The 18,276-nt window shown below is 62.2% G+C and carries 18 protein-coding genes; 12 read left to right on the top strand and 6 right to left on the bottom strand.

Annotation, left to right across the window (positions count from 1 at the left end; translation table 11 throughout):
- Positions 1–293 precede the first annotated feature (293 nt).
- From G4D79_RS08800 to cobU, 4 genes are read left to right on the top strand one after another with little or no spacing between them, the layout of a single operon-like run.
- A complete protein-coding gene (locus G4D79_RS08800; RefSeq protein ID WP_003940083.1) occupies positions 294–1,253 on the top strand; it encodes an ABC transporter substrate-binding protein in 960 nt (319 codons plus the stop codon).
- A 7-nt stretch (positions 1,254–1,260) separates the two neighbouring features.
- On the top strand, positions 1,261–2,295 hold the full coding sequence (locus G4D79_RS08795) for an iron ABC transporter permease (RefSeq protein ID WP_019745569.1): 1,035 nt from the start codon (positions 1,261–1,263) through the stop codon (positions 2,293–2,295).
- Positions 2,292–3,080, top strand: a complete 789-nt coding sequence (locus tag G4D79_RS08790) for an ABC transporter ATP-binding protein (protein WP_050657036.1) — start codon at positions 2,292–2,294, stop codon at positions 3,078–3,080. The genes G4D79_RS08795 and G4D79_RS08790 overlap by 4 nt, the downstream gene beginning before the upstream one ends.
- Positions 3,080–4,402 carry a bifunctional adenosylcobinamide kinase/adenosylcobinamide-phosphate guanylyltransferase gene (gene cobU / locus G4D79_RS08785; protein WP_099698389.1) on the top strand — a complete coding sequence of 441 codons (1,323 nt, stop codon included), beginning with the start codon at positions 3,080–3,082 and terminating at the stop codon, positions 4,400–4,402. The genes G4D79_RS08790 and cobU overlap by 1 nt, the downstream gene beginning before the upstream one ends.
- A 2-nt stretch (positions 4,403–4,404) precedes the next feature.
- On the opposite strand, the gene G4D79_RS08780 is transcribed toward cobU, so the two are convergent.
- Both G4D79_RS08780 and G4D79_RS08775 read right to left on the bottom strand, forming a co-directional pair.
- Entirely contained in the window at positions 4,405–5,190 is a 786-nt protein-coding gene (locus G4D79_RS08780; RefSeq protein ID WP_020909339.1) for an IclR family transcriptional regulator, read from the bottom strand.
- Positions 5,187–6,725, bottom strand: a complete 1,539-nt coding sequence (locus G4D79_RS08775; protein ID WP_099698390.1) for an APC family permease — start codon at positions 6,723–6,725, stop codon at positions 5,187–5,189. Before G4D79_RS08775 ends, G4D79_RS08780 begins: the two co-directional genes overlap by 4 nt.
- Before the next feature lie 349 nt (positions 6,726–7,074).
- Here G4D79_RS08775 and G4D79_RS08770 point away from each other — a divergent pair, with 349 nt between their 5' ends.
- From G4D79_RS08770 to G4D79_RS08735, 8 genes are all read left to right on the top strand, one after another.
- Positions 7,075–7,665 (top strand): MauE/DoxX family redox-associated membrane protein, encoded by a 591-nt coding sequence (locus G4D79_RS08770; RefSeq protein WP_007729691.1) that lies wholly within the window; start codon positions 7,075–7,077, stop codon positions 7,663–7,665.
- A 44-nt stretch (positions 7,666–7,709) separates the two neighbouring features.
- Positions 7,710–8,318 (top strand): redoxin domain-containing protein, encoded by a 609-nt coding sequence (locus G4D79_RS08765; protein WP_007729693.1) that lies wholly within the window; start codon positions 7,710–7,712, stop codon positions 8,316–8,318.
- Positions 8,319–8,393: 75 nt separating this feature from the next.
- Complete coding sequence (locus G4D79_RS08760) at positions 8,394–9,065, top strand: methylamine dehydrogenase light chain (RefSeq protein WP_029256402.1); 672 nt, start codon at positions 8,394–8,396, stop codon at positions 9,063–9,065.
- Positions 9,062–10,381, top strand: a complete 1,320-nt coding sequence (locus tag G4D79_RS08755) for a hypothetical protein (protein WP_003940153.1) — start codon at positions 9,062–9,064, stop codon at positions 10,379–10,381. Before G4D79_RS08760 ends, G4D79_RS08755 begins: the two co-directional genes overlap by 4 nt.
- Positions 10,378–11,967, top strand: coding sequence for a multicopper oxidase family protein (locus G4D79_RS08750; protein ID WP_063315620.1), 1,590 nt, complete (start codon positions 10,378–10,380; stop codon positions 11,965–11,967). The genes G4D79_RS08755 and G4D79_RS08750 overlap by 4 nt, the downstream gene beginning before the upstream one ends.
- A 27-nt stretch (positions 11,968–11,994) precedes the next feature.
- Complete coding sequence (locus G4D79_RS08745) at positions 11,995–12,342, top strand: plastocyanin/azurin family copper-binding protein (RefSeq protein ID WP_099698391.1); 348 nt, start codon at positions 11,995–11,997, stop codon at positions 12,340–12,342.
- Positions 12,342–12,665, top strand: coding sequence for a cupredoxin domain-containing protein (locus G4D79_RS08740; RefSeq protein WP_080712742.1), 324 nt, complete (start codon positions 12,342–12,344; stop codon positions 12,663–12,665). The genes G4D79_RS08745 and G4D79_RS08740 overlap by 1 nt, the downstream gene beginning before the upstream one ends.
- A 74-nt stretch (positions 12,666–12,739) precedes the next feature.
- Positions 12,740–13,576 (top strand): hypothetical protein, encoded by an 837-nt coding sequence (locus tag G4D79_RS08735; protein WP_042925930.1) that lies wholly within the window; start codon positions 12,740–12,742, stop codon positions 13,574–13,576.
- A 95-nt stretch (positions 13,577–13,671) separates the two neighbouring features.
- On the opposite strand, the gene G4D79_RS08730 is transcribed toward G4D79_RS08735, so the two are convergent.
- From G4D79_RS08730 to G4D79_RS08715, 4 genes are read right to left on the bottom strand one after another with little or no spacing between them, the layout of a single operon-like run.
- Positions 13,672–14,361, bottom strand: a complete 690-nt coding sequence (locus G4D79_RS08730) for a vancomycin high temperature exclusion protein (RefSeq protein ID WP_050656037.1) — start codon at positions 14,359–14,361, stop codon at positions 13,672–13,674.
- A 25-nt stretch (positions 14,362–14,386) separates the two neighbouring features.
- Positions 14,387–16,120, bottom strand: coding sequence for an ABC transporter ATP-binding protein (locus tag G4D79_RS08725; protein WP_099698392.1), 1,734 nt, complete (start codon positions 16,118–16,120; stop codon positions 14,387–14,389).
- Positions 16,117–17,931, bottom strand: a complete 1,815-nt coding sequence (locus G4D79_RS08720; RefSeq protein WP_230691761.1) for an ABC transporter ATP-binding protein — start codon at positions 17,929–17,931, stop codon at positions 16,117–16,119. The genes G4D79_RS08725 and G4D79_RS08720 overlap by 4 nt, the downstream gene beginning before the upstream one ends.
- Positions 17,928–18,275 (bottom strand): plastocyanin/azurin family copper-binding protein, encoded by a 348-nt coding sequence (locus G4D79_RS08715; RefSeq protein WP_003940254.1) that lies wholly within the window; start codon positions 18,273–18,275, stop codon positions 17,928–17,930. The genes G4D79_RS08720 and G4D79_RS08715 overlap by 4 nt, the downstream gene beginning before the upstream one ends.
- Position 18,276 lies beyond the last annotated feature (1 nt).

Genomic DNA, 18,276 nt, shown 5'->3' with positions numbered 1-18,276 from the left:
AGTTCATTAGTGGAATAGACATTTACCCTGCCTTGACCTCCCGGGTCAAGCCAGACGACCCCTGTAAAGTGCAGATGCCCCGGTTCACCGGGGTGCCACGCTGCTCGTGTGAAGTTCGGTGAAACCCCGGCACTGTCGACGCAACTGTGAATTCGCCCGTCACTACTCGAGGCGAACGAGTCAGGTCACCGGCCTCGTGGCGACACGATGGTTCTCGGACGAAGGACCGCTCGTGGCGCTTCGCCTCGCGGCCGCGCTGCTCGCGACCCTTCACCACTAGCGGAGGGGTGGCTGTGAGTACTCGGCCGACACGTAAATTCAGATCTGTACTTGCAGCACTGACGGTGAGCACCGCACTGCTTGCCGGTGCGTGCAGTAGCTCGACGTCCGATGCACCCGCAACCACAGCGGCCTCGGACGGCTCGTTCCCGGTGACTGTTGTTTCCGGTCCCACGGATTCCGGCACGGACATCACCATCGAGTCACGTCCGCAGTCGATCGTGTCACTCAGTCCCAGCGCCACCGAGACCCTGTGGGCCGTCGGCGCGGGCGATCAGGTGAAGGCCGTCGACAATCAGTCCGACTACCCGGCCGGTATCCCGGTCACCGATCTCTCGGGCTTTCAACCGAACGTCGAAGCCATCCTCGGCTACGCACCGGATCTGGTGATCGCATCGGATGACATGAACGATCTTGTCTCCGGACTGCAAAAGGCGAAGGTGCCGACACTCCTACTACCGGCAGCGACGAGCATCGACGACGTCTACGCCCAAATCGAGCGCGTCGCGAAGGCCACCGGCCACGAAGACAAGGGCACCGAAGTTGTCGACACCATGCGCTCGGACATCGACGCCGCTGTCGCCAGTGTTCCTGCGCGCCAACAGCCGCTGACGTACTTCCACGAACTCGACTCCTCGCTCTACACCGTCACGAGTTCGAGCTTCGTCGGGCAGATCTACTCGCTGTTCGGAATGAAGAGCATCGCCGACGCCGCGGGGCAGGGTGACTATCCGCAGTTGTCCGCCGAATTCGTGGTACAGGCCAATCCCGATCTCATCTTTCTCGCAGACTCCCAATGCTGTGGAGTGACAGCAGAATCCGTCGCCGCTCGACCCGGGTGGAGCGGCATGAAAGCGGTTACCGGCAACCAGATCCATGTGCTCGACGAAGACCTCTCCAGCCGCTGGGGACCTCGTGTCGCCGACCAGGTGAAGGCCGTCGCGGCCATCGTTGCCCAAGTTCCCGCGGCCTGAGCACTCGATGATCAAAGCCGGTATCTCCCAACATCGGACCGCCGTTCTGCTCGGCGCCGCGCTCATTCTGTGCGCTGCCTTGCTGATCGGTGTTCTGGTGGGGCCGGCCGGATTGACGCCTGATCGGACCATTCTCGAACTTCTGGACGGAATACCCGGCATCCACCTCGATTCCGGCCTCACCGCAACACAGCAGGCGATTCTCTGGCAGATCCGGCTTCCGCGAGTAGTCCTGGGCGCGTTGGTCGGAGCAATGTTGGCGGTAGCCGGCGCCGCCTACCAGGGCGTGTTCCGAAATCCCTTGGCGGATCCGTATCTCCTCGGAGTTTCCAGCGGAGCCGGACTGGGCGCAACCCTCGCCATCGTTTCGGGTGGAGCGCTGGGCATGTTCGGAATTCCCATGGCCGCCTTCGTCGGTGGTGTGCTGGCAGTGTTCGCAACTTATTCGCTCGGTCGAAGCATTGGCGGGCCGCAGAACGCGGTAGTCATCATCCTCGCCGGTGTCGCAGTCGCAGCGTTCACGAATGCAGCGCAGACTTTTGTTCAGCAGCGGTTCGACGATTCACTGCGCGAGGTCTATTCCTGGCTACTCGGCGGACTGTCCACCGACGGTTGGTCGGAAGTTCTGGTTGTCCTGCCGTACGTTGCGCTGGCCTCAGCCGTCATCCTGGTACACCGGCGTGTACTCGACGTGATGGCCGTCGGTGACGTCGAAGCCGCCAGCCTCGGCGTCGACCCGGCCAGATCACGCCTGGTGCTGGTGCTCGCCGCAACTCTGGGAACGGCCGCGGTCGTGAGTGCAAGTGGACTCATCGGCTTTGTCGGAATCGTTGTTCCCCATGCGGTTCGACTGGTCGTCGGCCCGTCTCATCGGCTGCTTCTCCCCCTGTCACTCATGCTCGGAGCGGCGTTTCTCGTCCTCACCGACGTTGCCGCCCGCACGGTCATGGCACCGGCCGAACTCCCCATCGGAGTTGTGACCGCGATGATCGGCGCTCCGTTCTTTCTTCTGGTTCTGCGCCGCAGCCGGGTCTCGGCATGACCGACAGCGCAGTGCGGTGCCGCGACCTCCGAGTCAACCTCGGCGGCAAGGACGTCGTCGACGGCATCGATCTCGATGTGACACCAGGCGATTGGGTTGCCGTGGTCGGGCCGAACGGCGCCGGCAAGACAACCTTGATGCATGCCCTCGCTGGATTGATTCCGTCTACCGGTGAGCTCTCGGTCGGGGGACTGAGTCCTCGCAATTCCAGCCGCAAGGCGATGTCCGCCGTCGTCGCGTTGATGCCTCAGCGTCCGGTAGTACCCGAGGGCTCAACGGTCAAGGAACTGGTTGCGCTCGGCCGCACTCCCTATCTACGACGCTTCGGAACCGAAACCGCCACTGACCGTTCGGTGATCTCTTCGGTGATCGAGAGGCTCGACCTCACCGAGTTCGCAGATCGACGAGCCACCGAACTTTCCGGCGGCGAATTGCAGCGCGTGGTCCTGGCTCGGGCGCTGGCTCAAGAACCGCAGGTACTGCTCCTGGACGAACCCACCAGCGCGCTCGACATCGGTCACCAGCAGCAGGTTCTCGACTTGGTGGAGGAACTGCGTGAAGCCGACAACATCACGGTCATCGCCGCGATGCACGACCTCACTCTCGCGGGACAGTACGGTCGACGAATCGTGTTGCTGGACAAGGGCAGCGTCGTTGCCGACGGCACTCCCTCATCGGTGCTGGAGGCAGACCTCCTCGGCCGCGTGTACGGAGCTCGGGTCGAAATCCTGGACCGGCCCAGCGGTCCCATAGTTGTTCCGATTCGGCAGGAGGGCACCCGCTGATGGAAATGATGTTGCTCGGCACCGGTGCTGCTGACGGTTGGCCGAACCCGTTCTGTACCTGCCCTTCCTGCCTGGAAGCATTGTCGAGTGGAACCATTCGCGGGCACACTGCTGCCCTGGTGGACAACAGAATCCTGTTGGATTGTGGTCCGGAAGTACCGCGTGCCGCGTCGCGATTCGGTCGCACGCTGGCACACGTCGAACACATCCTGCTGACGCATTCGCATCCCGATCACCTCGGCCCGATGGCATTGCTGTTCCGGTCCTGGGCCTCGCGCACCGAACCACTACAGGTTCTCGGACCACCCGACGCGCTCGATCTCTGCCGAGACTGGGTAGGCCCGGACGATCCGGTGACCTTCACACCGCTCGAGACCGACCAGTCGATCATGTTGGGCACCTATCGTGTTCGCGCACTCGAGGCCGCGCACGAAGTACCCACCCTTCTCTACGACATCACCGACGCATCCGGAACCCGAATCTTCTGGGCCACCGACACCGGGCCTTTGCCCGAATCAATTGTCGACGCCCTTGCCGACGCGCGTTTCGACGCCGTCTTTCTCGAAGAGACCTTCGGCTACAAGACCGACCACGGCACCGGGCACCACGATCTGTCGAGTTTCGCGGAGACGGTGTTGCGGCTCCGCAACTGCGACGCGATCACCGATCGAACCGATGTGGTCGCCGTACACCTCGGGCACCACAACCCCGTCGAAAACGAACTCTCGGAAGCACTTCGTGTGTCAGGGGCGCGAGCGGTTCCGGATGGAGCTGTGCTCGAGATCGGGGTAGGACAGAGCCATCGAACTCTGGTCACCGGTGGCGCTCGCTCGGGCAAGTCCACTTACGCGGAGGGCCTGCTTGCCGGCTACCGGCACGTCACGTACATCGCCACCGGGGATCCGCTGGACGACGATCCCGACTGGATCGAACGAATTGCGTCGCATCGCGCGCGGAGGCCGCCGACGTGGACGACGGTGGAGACCTCCGAGGTCGCCGAAATTCTCGTGGCCGCAACAACACCGATCCTGATCGACTGCCTCGGCACGTGGCTGACCGCACGTCTGGACCGACATCAGGCGTGGGCGACAGAAGATCTCAGCGACGTCCACGCAGATATCGACCGGTTGGCCGACGCCTGGACCGCCTGTCCGGTTCCGATTGTCGCCGTCACGAACGAAGTGGGAAGCGGCGTCGTCCCGGACACGAAGTCCGGGAGACTGTTCCGCGATCTACTCGGTCTGGTGAACAGCCGCATCGCCAGTGAATCGGAGTCCGTGGTCCTGATGACCGCCGGGCTCCCCCTGAGCCTGCGCGTGTGACGTCAGAGCAATCCGGTGAGCTGACGCGCGCAATCGAGTAGGAAACCGACCAACTCTCGATCCTCGTCCGTCACTCGCCCGCTCGCTCCCTGAACACACAACCCGCCGGCCACCTGGTCTGCGTGATCTCGAACCGGTACTGCCACTGCGGATCGACCCAGGCGACATTCCTGGTTCTCGAATGCAAAACCCTGCAGGCGAACAGACCTCAACTGCTCATACAACGCATCGAAATCACCGAGGGTGAACTCCGTGACCCGGCGAAGTTCCAAACCCGAAAGCAGCCGCTCGTCGTGCGCCAACAGAACCTTCCCCAGCGCATTCGCGTGAAGGTTCTTGGCCAGTGCCGCTATTCCGATGATCTCGTGATCCGGATCCTTGTCGACGAACCTCAAGCGCCCACCAGCGAATGAGGCGACGTGCAATCCGAACCTCGTGTGTGTCCGCATGTCCTCGACGCGCTCGTGCAGCGTCGGCGCCGGACCACTCGACGACGCCGCATGCGAGAGCTCGGCAGTCCGACGCCCCAACGCGAACCCTGACAGGTCCGGCACCCGCACGAGAAAGCCCTCCGCCACCAGCAGATTCAGCATCCGGTACGCCGTGGCCGATGGAACGCCTGCAAAAGTGGCGATCTCCTTCGCGGTTGTTCCCGGTCCCAGATGAGCCACCGCCTCGAGCATCCCCAGCGCCTTCTGGACCGCACGCGGTTGTTGTCCACTGAAGTGGGTCTCGTCGCCGATCTGTTTGCCTGATCGTGGACCAGCGGTTGCACGGTCCGCGGTCACCGCCCATGCTCCGGCGAGTTACCCTCGGCGGTCCCACGATCCGGAACGAGTCGCCTTCGCCCGTCACCGTCGATCAGCAGAGTGCCCGCACCGGGCAACAGGTCCGCCGTCTCGACGCTGTCGAAAGCGCCGACCATCAGAAGGCTTTCCGGTCTGGCTCTTCGAAGCAATGAACTCCACACTGTCCCCGACACAGCAACAGCAAGAGCAGCGATCGGCAGTGCCCACATCCCGTGAACCGCACCGTCGAGAACGATGTAGACCAGTAGACCGGCACCGGCGACGCTCACGGATACGGTGCATATCCGGGTCAGCGAAGTATGTTCCCCGATTCGGCGCAAGAACTTCCACGAAGCAAAGGCCACCAGCGTGTAAGCGCAGACCAACGCGGTCTCCACCACGCCGTCGAAGGATCCCGAATCGTCGCGAACCGTATCCGAATAGATGAATACTCCCGCCGCACTTACCGCGACGAACGCAAGTACCGCAACGTACGGGGTGCGGAACCGTCTGTGCACGCGAGCGAGCGGCGCAGGCAGTACCCGTTCGATCCCCATCGAATACAACAACCGCGAACCCGCCTGCGCACAACCGAGAGTGGATGCGAACCAGGAACACGTCATTCCGATCTTGACTGCCAGAACCACCTCCGCGCTGGCCCCCGATGCCGTTCCCTCGAAGTACGCTCCGACGATCGTCGCGCCGTGGCCGGTCATCGCCGCCCAGGCCGCAAAAACGAAGAGGACCCCGCAGATGATCGGCGAAATGAGAACCGTGCGTGTGACGCTGATGAGTGGTCGCTTCGCTTCCGGGCCGAAGAAGGCCGAACTTTCGAAGCCCGCCATGCTGAGCACCGTCAGCATGGCGAGAAACGGCACAGCGCTCAGCGACGGATTCGGCAGGGCAACAGCAGTTGTCGTGTCACTGTGCGTCGCCAGCATGACCACGACGATGAGAATCAACGAGCACGCTTCGACGACCAGGATCGCTCGGGTGGCGAACCGGACGCCTCGCACTGCAATCCACGCGACGGCCAGGGCAATCGCCACCGTCGTGATCACCGTCGCGGCAGGCCCTCGCACGTCGGGGCCGACAATGGCGATGGTATCGAGCAGACTCGGAACCGCCTGCGAGAAAACCGAAACCGAGATTCCGAGATACCCGAGTACCAGTGCGGCGCCCGCCGTCAGTGTCGCCCGGATACCGGAGCCTTGGAAGACGAAGCTGTACAGCGATCCTGCTGCGGCCAGTCTCCGCGTGAACTGAGTGATGCAGAACGCAACGAGAAACACCGCCGAAGTTGTCGCAGCAATCGCAGCCAACCCGACGTAGCCGGGACTGTAGGTGATCATCCACAGGGCGATGAACACCATTCCCGTTGCCGGAGCGATCGTGGAAAGTGATTGCCCCAACAGGTCGATCGGGGTCAGACGTCCTCGTCCGAGACCACGGAGCGGGGAGAACACGGGCTCACTGTGTTGATCCGCATTCTGCGCTCGCGTGATCGCCGCACGCAGTGCCGCACTCACGGCCATGTGTCACCGTCCGTCGCGTCCAGGCCCGAACCTACGAGCGAATTGTCAGAATTCGGTCAAGTTAGTCCGCTTATGTTTCCGCGCAGTTTCCACGATGGCGCGCACAGAACTTTCAAGTGAGAATCCGACTCTGTTTCCCCCCCAGCGTCATGCCGGATCAAGGGCGGCCGACGGTATCCGCCCCCCTCCGGCAGCACCTTGAACTGCAATTTCTCCGATTCTCACACGACAACTGCTCTCTCAGTTGCACCTCGTCCAGGCGTAGCGCGGTCGACGCGGGTTCGCAGCATCGCCCGTACAGGATGTGTCCCACACACCACCGGCACTACCCGAGAGGAACGGAGGAAGCATGGACTTGGTCAGCGCCACCACTTCGGCGATCATCGGATTTGTTCTCCTGCTCGCCGGCATTCCCAAGCTGAACGACCACGATGGGGTGCTTCGTTCGGTGCGCGGATACAAAGTGTTGCCCGTGCGACTCGAAGTACCGATCGCTCGCATCCTTCCCGTCGCGGAAACCGTCGTAGGCATCCTTCTGGTTCTCGGCGTGGCCCATCGCCTCGCCGCCTTGGTTGCTGCCGTCATGTTCGCGTCGTTCTTCACGGGCCTCACGATCAACCTCCTGCGTGGGCGACGCGATCTGGACTGCGGATGTTTTGCATTCGGAGTCGGCGAGATTCCGCGTATCGGATGGTTCCACGCCGTTCGCGCCGGAACACTCGCGGTGATCGCTGTGGCACTGTCGGTCACCGCCGGACAGGCTGAGATCGGCGTCCAGGTCGTGGCGGCGACCTTCGGATTCCTCCTCGTCCTGGCTGGAGTTGCTCTCGCACAGATTCGTTCGGTGGTCCACCTCGGACGACGCCCAGTCGACGACTATCTGTCGAGCGCCTCCATCCGCCTCCGAACCGCCGAAACCGCGTCCCGGTACGGCTCGTGAACTTACATCCCCACCACTGAAAACTCGAAGGCAGGACTACCACGATGACCACTTTCCTCCTTGTCGCGACAGTGATCCTGGTGATCGCCGTAGCCGTACTGTTCTTGATGGTTCTTGCTCTGGCTCGTGAAATCGGCCGCGTACAAGTACGTCTCGGACCTCTCGGTGCCCGGATGATGGATACCGGCCCCAAGGTCGAACAGGCCGGCCCGTCGTTTGCCGGTCTCATCGATCAGGAAGGACGGACCGTCGGAGTCGGTGGTCACCGCGACAAACCTCAACTCCTGCTGTTCACAGCACCGAGTTGCTCGACGTGCAAGAGCCTTCTTCCCGGCGTAAGGGCAATGGCCCGGGCCGAATCGGATCTCGACGTGATCATCATCTCCGACGGAACAACCGAAGAGCATCGCGAGTTCCTGGCCGGTAGCGGGATCGGTTCCGAGCTCAGTTACATCGACGCTCGAGACGTCGGTATCGCGTACCAGGTGGGCACCACTCCGTACGGCGTGATTCTCGACGAGCACGGCAAGATCCGAGGAAAGGGCCTGTGCAATCACATGGCTCAGGTGGAAAGCCTGCTCAATGCGCTCGAATCCGGCACCCCCTCACTCCAGCACCTTCATGCCCAGGCGAAATCCGGCAGCGCGGCCTGATCTTCCTGCACAGTTCGATCCTCTTCACGAATCAGGAGAAAATCGTTGGACGACAATGAATTCCCGCAGCACAACATGACGGAGAATCGATATCCCGTCGACGAGGCGACAGTTCAGGCACAGGCCGAATGGATGGCGGGCCAGGGCGGTTCGCTCACCAGTCGAACCGGACGCAAACTCTCCGAACGCGTTTCGCGGCGGTCCATGATCAGCCGGATCGGCAAGTGGACCATGGGTGTGTCAGGAGTGGCACTGATCAGCACACTTCCTGTGACACGTAGTGCCTTCGCCCAAGAGCCCGAGGTTCCTGCGCCGGCACCTGGCCCCGAACCTCTTGTCCCTGTCTACGACGGTAAAGATCCGGCCGAGTGCGAGTACTGGCGCTGGTGCAACATGGACGGAACGTCCTGTGCCGCATGCAACGGCGGCGGTGTCACCACCTGCGCCCCCGGCAGCAAGCCCGGCGCAGAGTTCTGGGTCGGATGCTGCACCAACCCTGATACCGGCAAGACCTATCTGATCGCCTACTACGACTGCTGCGGTGCGCCTTCGTGTTCCAACGCATTCTGCGGCGAACCGGACATGCAGGCCGTGATGTACAACCCGGTCTCCGGAAGCTACGACCAGGAAATCATCTGGTGTGTCTCCGACGAGTCCCAGGCATACACCTGCACGATGGCGCCCATCATCGGTGAGGACTGCCAGACTCGACCGGCCGAGCGCCCCAAGGTCGGTGCCGGATCATGAGCAGTCCGCGAACCCGAAAACTGGCGCGACCCGCCGTTGCCGTCATCCCACTCACCGTCGTACTCGCGCTGGCCGGTTGCAGTTCGTCCGACAACGACGAACCCTCCAGCGCAGGCGATGTCACCTATCCGACAGTTCCGTTCACTGCTCCGGGCGAGGGGATCTCCCTCGGTCACGACGACCAGGAAATCGGCGATACCATTCCCGAGCCGTTGCACGTCGGTTCGATCACCCCGATCGCAGCTGACCGCTTGCTGGGCGTCGAAGGTGGATTCGGCCAACTCGAGCTCAGCGTCAACGTCATCGATCCGAAAACCGGTGTGGCCGAGAGCCGGATCACCGTCGGCCCTGGTATCTGGGATCCGGTCATTCACGGATTCGTCGGGGATTCCGCCGAGGATCCTGCGGTGCTCGCTGCCGAGGTGTGGCGGCCCCGAGGTTCCCGCGGCGCGGCAGATTTCACGGTCAGCACCTACTCCGGAAACCTGCTGGAACCAGCCGAGGTCATGCTTCCGGACGTCGCACGCGTACATTCCCGTCCCGGCTCGAACGCCGTGACGTCCGACGGCAAGTTCTTCGTCACGTGGGACGACGGTTTGTACGGCATCAGAGTGGTCGACCTCGAGAAGAAGGAAGCGACCGGTGCACTCCAGATAGTCGGCTGCGGTCCGTTCACGTGGATGGTCGATCACGAGCTGTACAGCGTCTGCGAGGACACCCGGGAACTGCTGCACGTCACGATCGGTGACGACGGTGTTCCGAAGGAAACCGCCCGAAGCAAGGTCCTACCCGAGGATTTTGTCTCCACCCGTAAGGTCACGTGGGCCTCGGAAGCACAAAAAGCCTTGCTGGTCAGTGAGAACGGCGATGTGTACGTCTTCGACTTCTCCAACGGACTGCCTCAGGAAGGTGTCAAGCCGATCGGAAACGCCGGGCAGGACTCCGGTCGATTCTCGGAGAACGTCATCAACGCCGACGCAACCCGGCTCGCAATCGCGTATACGGACACGGCTATTCATCCGGACTCTGCTCGGGGAGGCTCACTGGTCAAGATCGACTTGTCCGACGCAACAACCTTCGCCCCGGTGAAGAGCTTGACGCTTGCAGACCTCGGCTTGACAGACATCAAGAGCATGACCTTTTCCGTCGACGGCGCCACGTTCTACGTGCTCGGTTCGGGACCTGAGGTCGAAGGCTCCGCTCCGCAGAAGATCGTGGGTTACAACGCGAGCACCGGCGAGCAGGTCAGTTCCGTCGATGTCTCGGGCAACGTCGGGGATGTCAGCGGGTTGATCACACCAGAAGTACTCCGATGAGTCGTCCCGGATCCGGTGTGGTGATGGGCCGGCGCCGCTTCCTGAGTTTGGGAGCACTCGGCGCCGGAGCACTCGGGCTCGGCGCAATGGGGACGATTGCCGGATGCAGTTCCACTGCAGCATCTCCGACGCCGACGACCGATCTCGACTACATCCTGCCCACCGACCCGGAAGTTGCCGCCGCAGAATCGGCGCGAGCCTGGAACGGGACCACCGCTGCGTTTGCCCTTGCCGCCGGATTCTCGACGGTAGATCTTGGCGGACGCCTCGTGGACACGTGGACGTACGGAGGCGCTGCGGTGGCTCCGGAACTTCGCCTGAAGTCCGGTGACCGGGTGAACGTCAGCGTCCAGAACGGCCTCGACGCCGAGACAACACTGCATTGGCACGGAATTCGAATCCGCAACGACATGGATGGCGCGGCACCCACCACGCAGGCTCCCATCGGCGCCGGTTCGAGTTTCGAGTACAACTTCATCGCACCGGATCCGGGAACGTACTGGTACCACTCGCACAGCGGATTACAAGCCGATCGGGGGCTGTTCGGCGCCTTGATCGTCGAGGACCCGAACGACATCACCGGGGCCGACGTCGATGCCGTCCTAGTGCTCGACGACTGGCTTGACGGATTGGGTACCACACCGGATTCCGTCCTGATGGCCCTGAACCCGGCAATTTCGGGCGGGCACGGCGGACACGGCGGTGGGGCAACAACTCCGGCGGAACACTCGGAAGCCGACATGTCTGTCGCGCAACAGTTGGTGAGCGGCGGACACGGTTCTTCCGAACCACTCGGCGGGATGACTCAACACATCGCGTATCCACTGCACTTGATCAACGGGCGGCCACCCAACGATCCTGCTGTCGTGACTGCAGCGCCCGGTTCGACCCTGCGACTGCGAATCATCAACGCAGCCGCCGAAACTCCGTACCGGTTTGCTGTGGCCGGTCACGAGATGACAATTGTCGCTACCGATGGCTACGACGTGGAACCAACTCCCGCCGACACCATCATCGTCGGAATGGCGCAGCGCTACGACGTGCTGGTGACGGTGAAGTCGGGAACATGGCCGGTGGTGGCGAAGGTCGAGGGCCGAGATGGTTATGCGTCGACCGTCCTACGCAGCACCGACGCGTTGGCCCTGGCGAACCCGGATGTGGGCGGAAACCTCTCGGAACTGGCCGGCCGACTGGTCACCGAAAGCGAACTCCGGCCCACGGAATCCGCACGGCTCGAGACGAAATCGCCTGATCGCGACTACCGCATCGAGTTGATCCAGGCCGGCGATCGGTACGTCTGGGGAATGGCGGGGGCCGATGCAGGCAAGCTCGTCATGAAACAGGGCGAACGGGTCCGGATCACGATGAAGAACGCGTCCACGATGTGGCACCCCATGCACACCCACGGCCACACGTTTGCGGTACCGGATTACGGCGGACTTCGCCGCGACACCGTCAACGTCCTACCCGGCACCGAGCTTGCCATCGAGTTCGACGCCGACAATCCCGGCGAGTGGATGTTCCACTGCCACAACGCCTACCACTTCGAGGCCGGCATGACGGCAAATCTGCGTTACGTCCGCTGACAAGTCGAAGAATGGAGAGAACACCTCATGAAGAAACTCGTTCCCGCTTTCCTGACCGCGTGCGCTGCCCTGAGCCTCACCGCCTGCAGTAGTGATGCCGGTGCGTCGTCGGACGAACCTGCAGTCGTGATCGAGGTGAAGAACATGGCGTACACACCGGCATCGGTCACCATCGAGAAGGGACAGACCGTCGAATGGAAGTTCGACGACAGCGGACTCCCCCACGACGTGGTCGGCAACGGTGATCTCGACGGGAAACTGAAGAGCGAGTTGCTCACCGAGGGAACCTTCTCGTACACGTTCGACGACGCCGGAACCTTCACCTACCACTGCACGCCCCACCCGATGATGGTGGGCACCGTGATCGTTCAATAGTGAGGAGGTGGATCGCCGGCTTCGGCCTCGCCGTCGCGGCGACGTGTGTCCCAGCTTGCGGCACAGAAGATCCCGTCCCCGACGTGGTGGTCGAGATCAGCAATGTTCAGTTCAGTCCGATGGACGTCACCGTGGAACACGGCGGCACCGTCGAGTGGCGCTTCGACGACGGCGGACTCCTGCATCACGTGGAATCACCCGGCCTGTTCGACAGCGGTATCACCGGAGACGGAACGTTCCGGCACACGTTCGAGAGCGTCGGCGTCTACGAGTATTCGTGCTCCGTGCACCCGTACATGATCGGAGTCATCACAGTGCTGTGAACACTGGCTCATCACTTTTCGCTGCGACTTCGGCTCGACACTTTTCCTGAACCACAAACACTTCGGAGGATCTGATGACTACTGTTCTCTCACACGGCCCACTGCAGACCGACGTCCCTGACATCCGGCCGACCCTTCAAGGCTCGGTCGGCACTGCGACCCGTGTCAGCCTCGTCGCGGCGGGCGCCGCTGCGGGTGCCGGCCTCGCACTCGTGGCCACGCCATCTGCGACAACAGCTTTGACCACAGCTGTTATCGGCGCCGGACTGGTTACGTCGCTGGCCGCGAACTGGTCGACCTGCGGAATGTCCGTCGCCGGAGTTGTTGCGGCGCCGAAGCAAGTCGATCGGAAGGGATCCTCGACTCCCGTCCGCCGACTCGGCTGGCACGCTCTGGGTTCGGTCACGACGGGAGCCGTCACCGGGGCATTGATCGGCGCTCTCGGTGCGGCGATGTCCGGGTACGTGCCGATCGGCTGGGCGCTCGGCGTCTGGGCCGTCGTCGCGGTTGCATACGGGCTGCATGAATTGGGTGCGGTGAGCATGCCGACTCCGATGCGGCGCCAACAGCTTCCGCGCCATCTGCGCCGCACGATGGCGCCGTGGAAGGTCTCGCTGATCTTCGGCGCGATCATCGGTCCGGGATTTCTGATCTTCATCCGCTCGAGTGCGTACTACCTCTTGGCACTCGGCGTCATGGCTTCGGGTACACCGGCTCTCGGGGCGGCGCTGTTCACGGTCGTATCCCTTGGCCGCTGCATGCCCAGCCTCGCGGCAATCGTGCACACCAAGCGCGGTGGCTCGATGCCGGGATTCCTCTCGATCATGTGCGTCGTGGACCGTCGCGTGCAGAGCGTCACCGGCGCGGCATTGATCGCACTGGGAGCATTCGCCGCCGCAGCACTGATCTGACTCTCGACCGAGCACCCTTCACCTCGAGTGAACACACGCTCCGACTCTCCGGAGCGTGTGTTCACTCGACAGAAACCGTGCACACTCACCCCGTGTCAGGGAATCGACAGCGCCACCTGGACCGAGTCCTCCGACGGCGACGTCACCTTTGCGTCCCGACTCCACAGCATGTCCAGCGCTGCCTTGGGCTTGGCAAGAACCCACTCCCGGGCGGCGTTCTTGATCAGCGTCGGAGTTGCGCACCCGCAATCGCTGTTCACCCCGTCTGCGTCGATGCCGACGTCTCGGCACAGCGCCACAGCGCGGGGCACGTGATACCCCTGAGTGACGATCAACGCCTTGGTCACCCCATACGTATGTATGGCCCGGAAGCAGGTGTCATAGGTGTCGAGGCCGTACGGATCCCCCACGATGCGACGCTCATCTATTCCCTGCTCCAACAGGTAGTTCGTCATCGCCGCGATCTCGTCACCCGAGCCGCCGTTCGCGTCGCCGGAGACGAGGACCGCTTTAGCCTTTCCCGCTTCCACCAGTTCGACTGCTGCGTCCAGCCGCCCTTTCAGGAAAGCCATCGGCTTACCGTCCTTGATCTGCGCGCCCAGCACGATCACTACCGGAGCATCGGGAGCATCGACGGCGTCCGACGTATGGCCGGCCGACGCCACGGAAATCCACACGATCGAGCCTGCGTAGACAACCGCTCCGAGCACCGCAATGCCTGCGACCCAACGAGGCCACCGGCGCTTGCGCGGCGGTTTCACTGGATCTGCAGCGGCTTCGTCCATTCGTCGATCAAACCACACGGTTTCTTCACCGCTTAGGCGCTCGGTCGATCCTCCATCCCTCCGCGCCACTGCGCTCGGCCCACAAATCCGAGTACTTCCCACCTCGCGCGATCAGGTCTTCGTGGGAGCCGACCTCCTCCACCCCACCGTCTTCGAGGTAGACGATGCGATCTGCTCCCTGAATAGTCGACAGGCGATGAGCGATGATCACCACCGTTCGACCACGGGCCAATCGGTGAATTGCCTCGGTGATGGCGACTTCGTTCTCTCCGTCGAGGGCGGAAGTCGCTTCGTCGAGAAGAACAATCGGAGTGTCCTTGAGGAATGCCCGCGCAATCGAGACCCGCTGACGTTCACCGCCGGACAGCAGTGATCCGCCTTCACCTACCCTGGTCTCCTCACCGCTCGGCAAACGGTCGATCACTTCGCCTAGCCTGGAATCCACCACTGCTTGACGGACCTCCGACTCGGTGGCATCCGGTCTCGCCAACCGAACGTTCTCCAGGATGGTTCCGTCGAACAGGTAAACCTGCTGTGAGACAGTCGATATCCGAGACATCAATGCTCTCGTTCCGATGTCGCGAACATCGGCTCCCCCGATGGATACCGCACCTTCGTCGACGTCCCAGAATCTGGAGATCAGCCGAACCAGAGTTGTCTTTCCGGAACCGGAAGGACCGACCAGAGCAGTGACCGAGCAATCCGGGAATTCGAGGCTCACGTTACGAATCACGCGATCCGGGCCGTAGCCGAAGGAGACCGAATCGAACCATATATCATACGACGTAGGCTCTTTCGGCACCTCAGGCTCCGCCAGCACCGGTACATCGATCATCTCGCGGACAGATCCGAGCGACACCCGGGCCAGTGAGATACCTTCACCGAATCCTGCGAGCATTTGCATCGGCTCCACGAACCTCACGGCCAACACGAGAACAACGATCACGCTTGCTGTGTCGATGGACCCGGTGGTGACCAGCAGTGCCGCCAGAACCAGGACGGTGAGAAAGGCAATCTGAACGACGATCATGAAGCGCAGCAGATACTTGTCGACCGATCCGATTTCCTGCAGGTGTGCGTCCCGGTTGGACACAAGAGCTTCGTCCAACCGAGTCCAGCCTTCGCCGCTCTTACCGGCCGAACGTAGAACTTGCTGCGCCTGTGCATATTCGACGACGCGCGATGCCAACTCGGATTCGCTCTTGCCGATCGCCTCGTATTCAGGAACAACCGCCCGCTGCACGTTGCGGTAAGCCCGAATCCCCAGTGGAACGAAGACGACCATCGCGAGAGACAGTCGCCAGTCCACAAACAAGACAGCGATCGCCACTGTCGCTGGAGTCACCGTGACGGTGACGAGTTGCGCGATGATCATTCCCGGGATGCTCATCAAGATAGCCGTGCCCTCGGTAACCAGGCGAGTGAACGCTCCACGGTTTGCCTTGCTGAACCACCCGAGCGGAACCTGCACCAAGTGCTCACCGAGGCGATGCATGATTCCACCGGCAAAACCCTCGATTCCGATGCGGTACGCCCGATTCTCGGCGATCCACCGTACGGCGCCACAGGCCACCGCCACGAGAGCAGCAGTGACAGCCCACGGAACTGCGGCGTCGTAATCGCCGCGAACCACCGCTTTCAGGATCGGAATCATCAGTGCAAAGACGACACCCTCGAGTATCCCGGCGAGCGTGAAACCTGCTATCTGACCTCGCATCCCATTGTCGCGCCCGAGGATTTCGTCCAGGTCTCGAATCATTGCGGCGCCTTTCGCGGAGAGATGTCTTCGACGAGGGGGTTCTGGAGCGCCCACATCCGCGCGTAGGTTCCGCCGAGCGCCGACAACTGTTCGTGCGTACCTTTTTCCACGATCCGTCCGGCGTCGAGAACGAGTATCTGATCTGCGTATCGGACGGTGTGCAGTCGATGAGCGATCACCATCAGGGTGCCGCCGTCTGCACTGATCTCGCCCAGTGCGCGTTGAACGGCCGATTCACTGTGGGGATCGGCCTGCGAAGTCGCCTCGTCCAGGATGACGATCGGCGGGTTCTGAAGGATGGCGCGGGCGATCGTCAGGCGTTGCTTCTCCCCACCCGACAGCTCACCGCCCGAACCACCACCGATCTCGGTGTCATACCCGTCCGGCAGTCGCATGATCACGTCGTGAATCTGCGCCCGCCTCGCCGCTGTCTCCACTTCCAGATCCGTTGCATCCGGTCGACCGAGCCGAATATTCTCGCGCACGCTGTCCCGCAGGAGCACAACATCTTGGAAGACGATGGCCATTGATCTCAAGAGTTCGCGACTGGACTGATCTCGTAAATCACTTCCGCCCAGTCGAATAGACCCGTCCGTGACGTCCCAGAACCGCGGAAGTAGACGCGCCAAAGTGGTCTTTCCGGAGCCGGAGGGGCCAACGATCGCGGTCACGGTGCCCGGTTGCATCTCGAAGGAGATGTTCTCGAGGACGCGCTGCCCAATGGTGTATTCGAAGCCGACGCTGTCGAATTCGACCAAAGTGCTGCGAGCAGGCACTGCATCCTGAGGTTCGGCCAGTTCTGGTTCGCCGAGGATGCTCTCGACGTGAGTCGCTCCCAGTTGGCCTTCGCGGTAGAGGTTGGCCATCGTTCCCATGTGCAGAACCGACGACGGAACACCGATTCCGACGACCAGAAAGGCAACAAGAGCTACCGGGGTAATCCAACCCCCGGACAACATTGCAGTTCCCGTCGCCGTGATGACCACGATGAGTACCGCCGGTGAGAGGAGGATCGACATCGCGACCACCGGCCTTCCCATCCCCGACATCCATCGCACGCACACCGCAACCATCGAATCGACAGCGCTCGAGTAGCGCGCGAATGCGCGACTCCCACTCCCGTACGTCTTGACAACCTCGATACCGTCGCCCAGTTCTACTGTCGCAGAAGTCAATGTCGACATTGCAAGATTCCAGGAGTCGACGTTCGTTCGATAGGCTCTGCGCATCGACGGCGCGGCGAGAGCGAGACACACTCCGATGTAGCCGACCAGGACCAGGCTGAACTTCCAGTCCATCGCCACCAGATAGATCAGGGCCACTATCGGCGACAGGATCGCTGGTACCACGTCGGCGGGAAGGTGAGCGACGAGAAGATGCATCCGCTTCACGTCGTCCGTCATCGCCTGCTTCACTTCACCGGTGCCACCATTTGCAAACCACCCCAGAGGAACTCGGGACAGATGCCGAGCGATACGCGAGCGGATCGAGTATTTGAAATGCGCGTCGGCGGTGTGACAGACGGTCAGTGCTGCGTTGTAGACGACAAAACCGAGAATTGTGCCCGCTGCACCGATTGCGGCCCACATCCAGACCAGGTTCAACGACGAGCCGGTCAGGAGCACCCGCGCGATCTCGACCACCGCAACGTAGGGCAGGAATCGCAACGGCACCGACAGTGCCGACAGACCCGCCCCTAGGAGGAGTTGATTTCTCACCGGCGCGATCATCCTGCCCAAAGCGTCTCGGTCGACGAGTCCAGGCGAGTCTTCCGGGGCTGCGGACTCGTTCACTTTCATTGCCGCACTCACTCTTCGACGATGATCGTGCCGGTCATGTTCGGATGTGGTGTGCACGTGTAGGTGAACGTTCCGGCTTTGTCGAAGGTCTGACTGTAGGTTCCGCTTCCTTGGAGATCGCTCTTGATCCCCAACTCGGCGAACACGACATCGTGCGGCATTCCCTGGTCCTCGAAAATCCACGTGACGGTCTGTCCTGTGTGCACGGTGACGGAGTTCGGTGTGTACGCAAGGTTTTTCACCGAGATCTCGACCGGCGCTTGCTCGGTAGATCCCGTCGAATCGTTGCCGCACGACGTCAGTGTGAATACCGCTGCAACAGCGATCAATGTGGTCAATCCGGTGCGAACTGACATT

Origin of the sequence: Rhodococcus sp. WY5, assembly GCF_018588185.1 — a bacterium.
Lineage (GTDB): Bacteria > Actinomycetota > Actinomycetes > Mycobacteriales > Mycobacteriaceae > Rhodococcus_F > Rhodococcus_F qingshengii.
The sequence above is the reverse complement of the archived record's forward strand: the minus strand, read 5'-3'. Positions and strand labels throughout refer to the sequence as shown.

What these genes read in the sequence shown, in the direction of transcription:
- cobU (WP_099698389.1), top strand. Translation starts at nt 3,080, where the DNA reads ATGGAAATGATGTTGCTCGGCACCGGTGCTGCTGACGGTTGGCCGAAC.
- G4D79_RS08745 (WP_099698391.1), top strand. Translation starts at nt 11,995, where the DNA reads ATGAAGAAACTCGTTCCCGCTTTCCTGACCGCGTGCGCTGCCCTGAGC.
- G4D79_RS08750 (WP_063315620.1), top strand. Translation starts at nt 10,378, where the DNA reads ATGAGTCGTCCCGGATCCGGTGTGGTGATGGGCCGGCGCCGCTTCCTG.
- G4D79_RS08730 (WP_050656037.1), bottom strand. Translation starts at nt 14,361, where the DNA reads ATGGACGAAGCCGCTGCAGATCCAGTGAAACCGCCGCGCAAGCGCCGG.
- G4D79_RS08735 (WP_042925930.1), top strand. Translation starts at nt 12,740, where the DNA reads ATGACTACTGTTCTCTCACACGGCCCACTGCAGACCGACGTCCCTGAC.
- G4D79_RS08715 (WP_003940254.1), bottom strand. Translation starts at nt 18,275, where the DNA reads ATGTCAGTTCGCACCGGATTGACCACATTGATCGCTGTTGCAGCGGTA.
- G4D79_RS08725 (WP_099698392.1), bottom strand. Translation starts at nt 16,120, where the DNA reads ATGATTCGAGACCTGGACGAAATCCTCGGGCGCGACAATGGGATGCGA.
- G4D79_RS08775 (WP_099698390.1), bottom strand. Translation starts at nt 6,725, where the DNA reads ATGGCCGTGAGTGCGGCACTGCGTGCGGCGATCACGCGAGCGCAGAAT.
- G4D79_RS08770 (WP_007729691.1), top strand. Translation starts at nt 7,075, where the DNA reads ATGGACTTGGTCAGCGCCACCACTTCGGCGATCATCGGATTTGTTCTC.
- G4D79_RS08760 (WP_029256402.1), top strand. Translation starts at nt 8,394, where the DNA reads ATGACGGAGAATCGATATCCCGTCGACGAGGCGACAGTTCAGGCACAG.
- G4D79_RS08765 (WP_007729693.1), top strand. Translation starts at nt 7,710, where the DNA reads ATGACCACTTTCCTCCTTGTCGCGACAGTGATCCTGGTGATCGCCGTA.
- G4D79_RS08795 (WP_019745569.1), top strand. Translation starts at nt 1,261, where the DNA reads ATGATCAAAGCCGGTATCTCCCAACATCGGACCGCCGTTCTGCTCGGC.
- G4D79_RS08755 (WP_003940153.1), top strand. Translation starts at nt 9,062, where the DNA reads ATGAGCAGTCCGCGAACCCGAAAACTGGCGCGACCCGCCGTTGCCGTC.
- G4D79_RS08790 (WP_050657036.1), top strand. Translation starts at nt 2,292, where the DNA reads ATGACCGACAGCGCAGTGCGGTGCCGCGACCTCCGAGTCAACCTCGGC.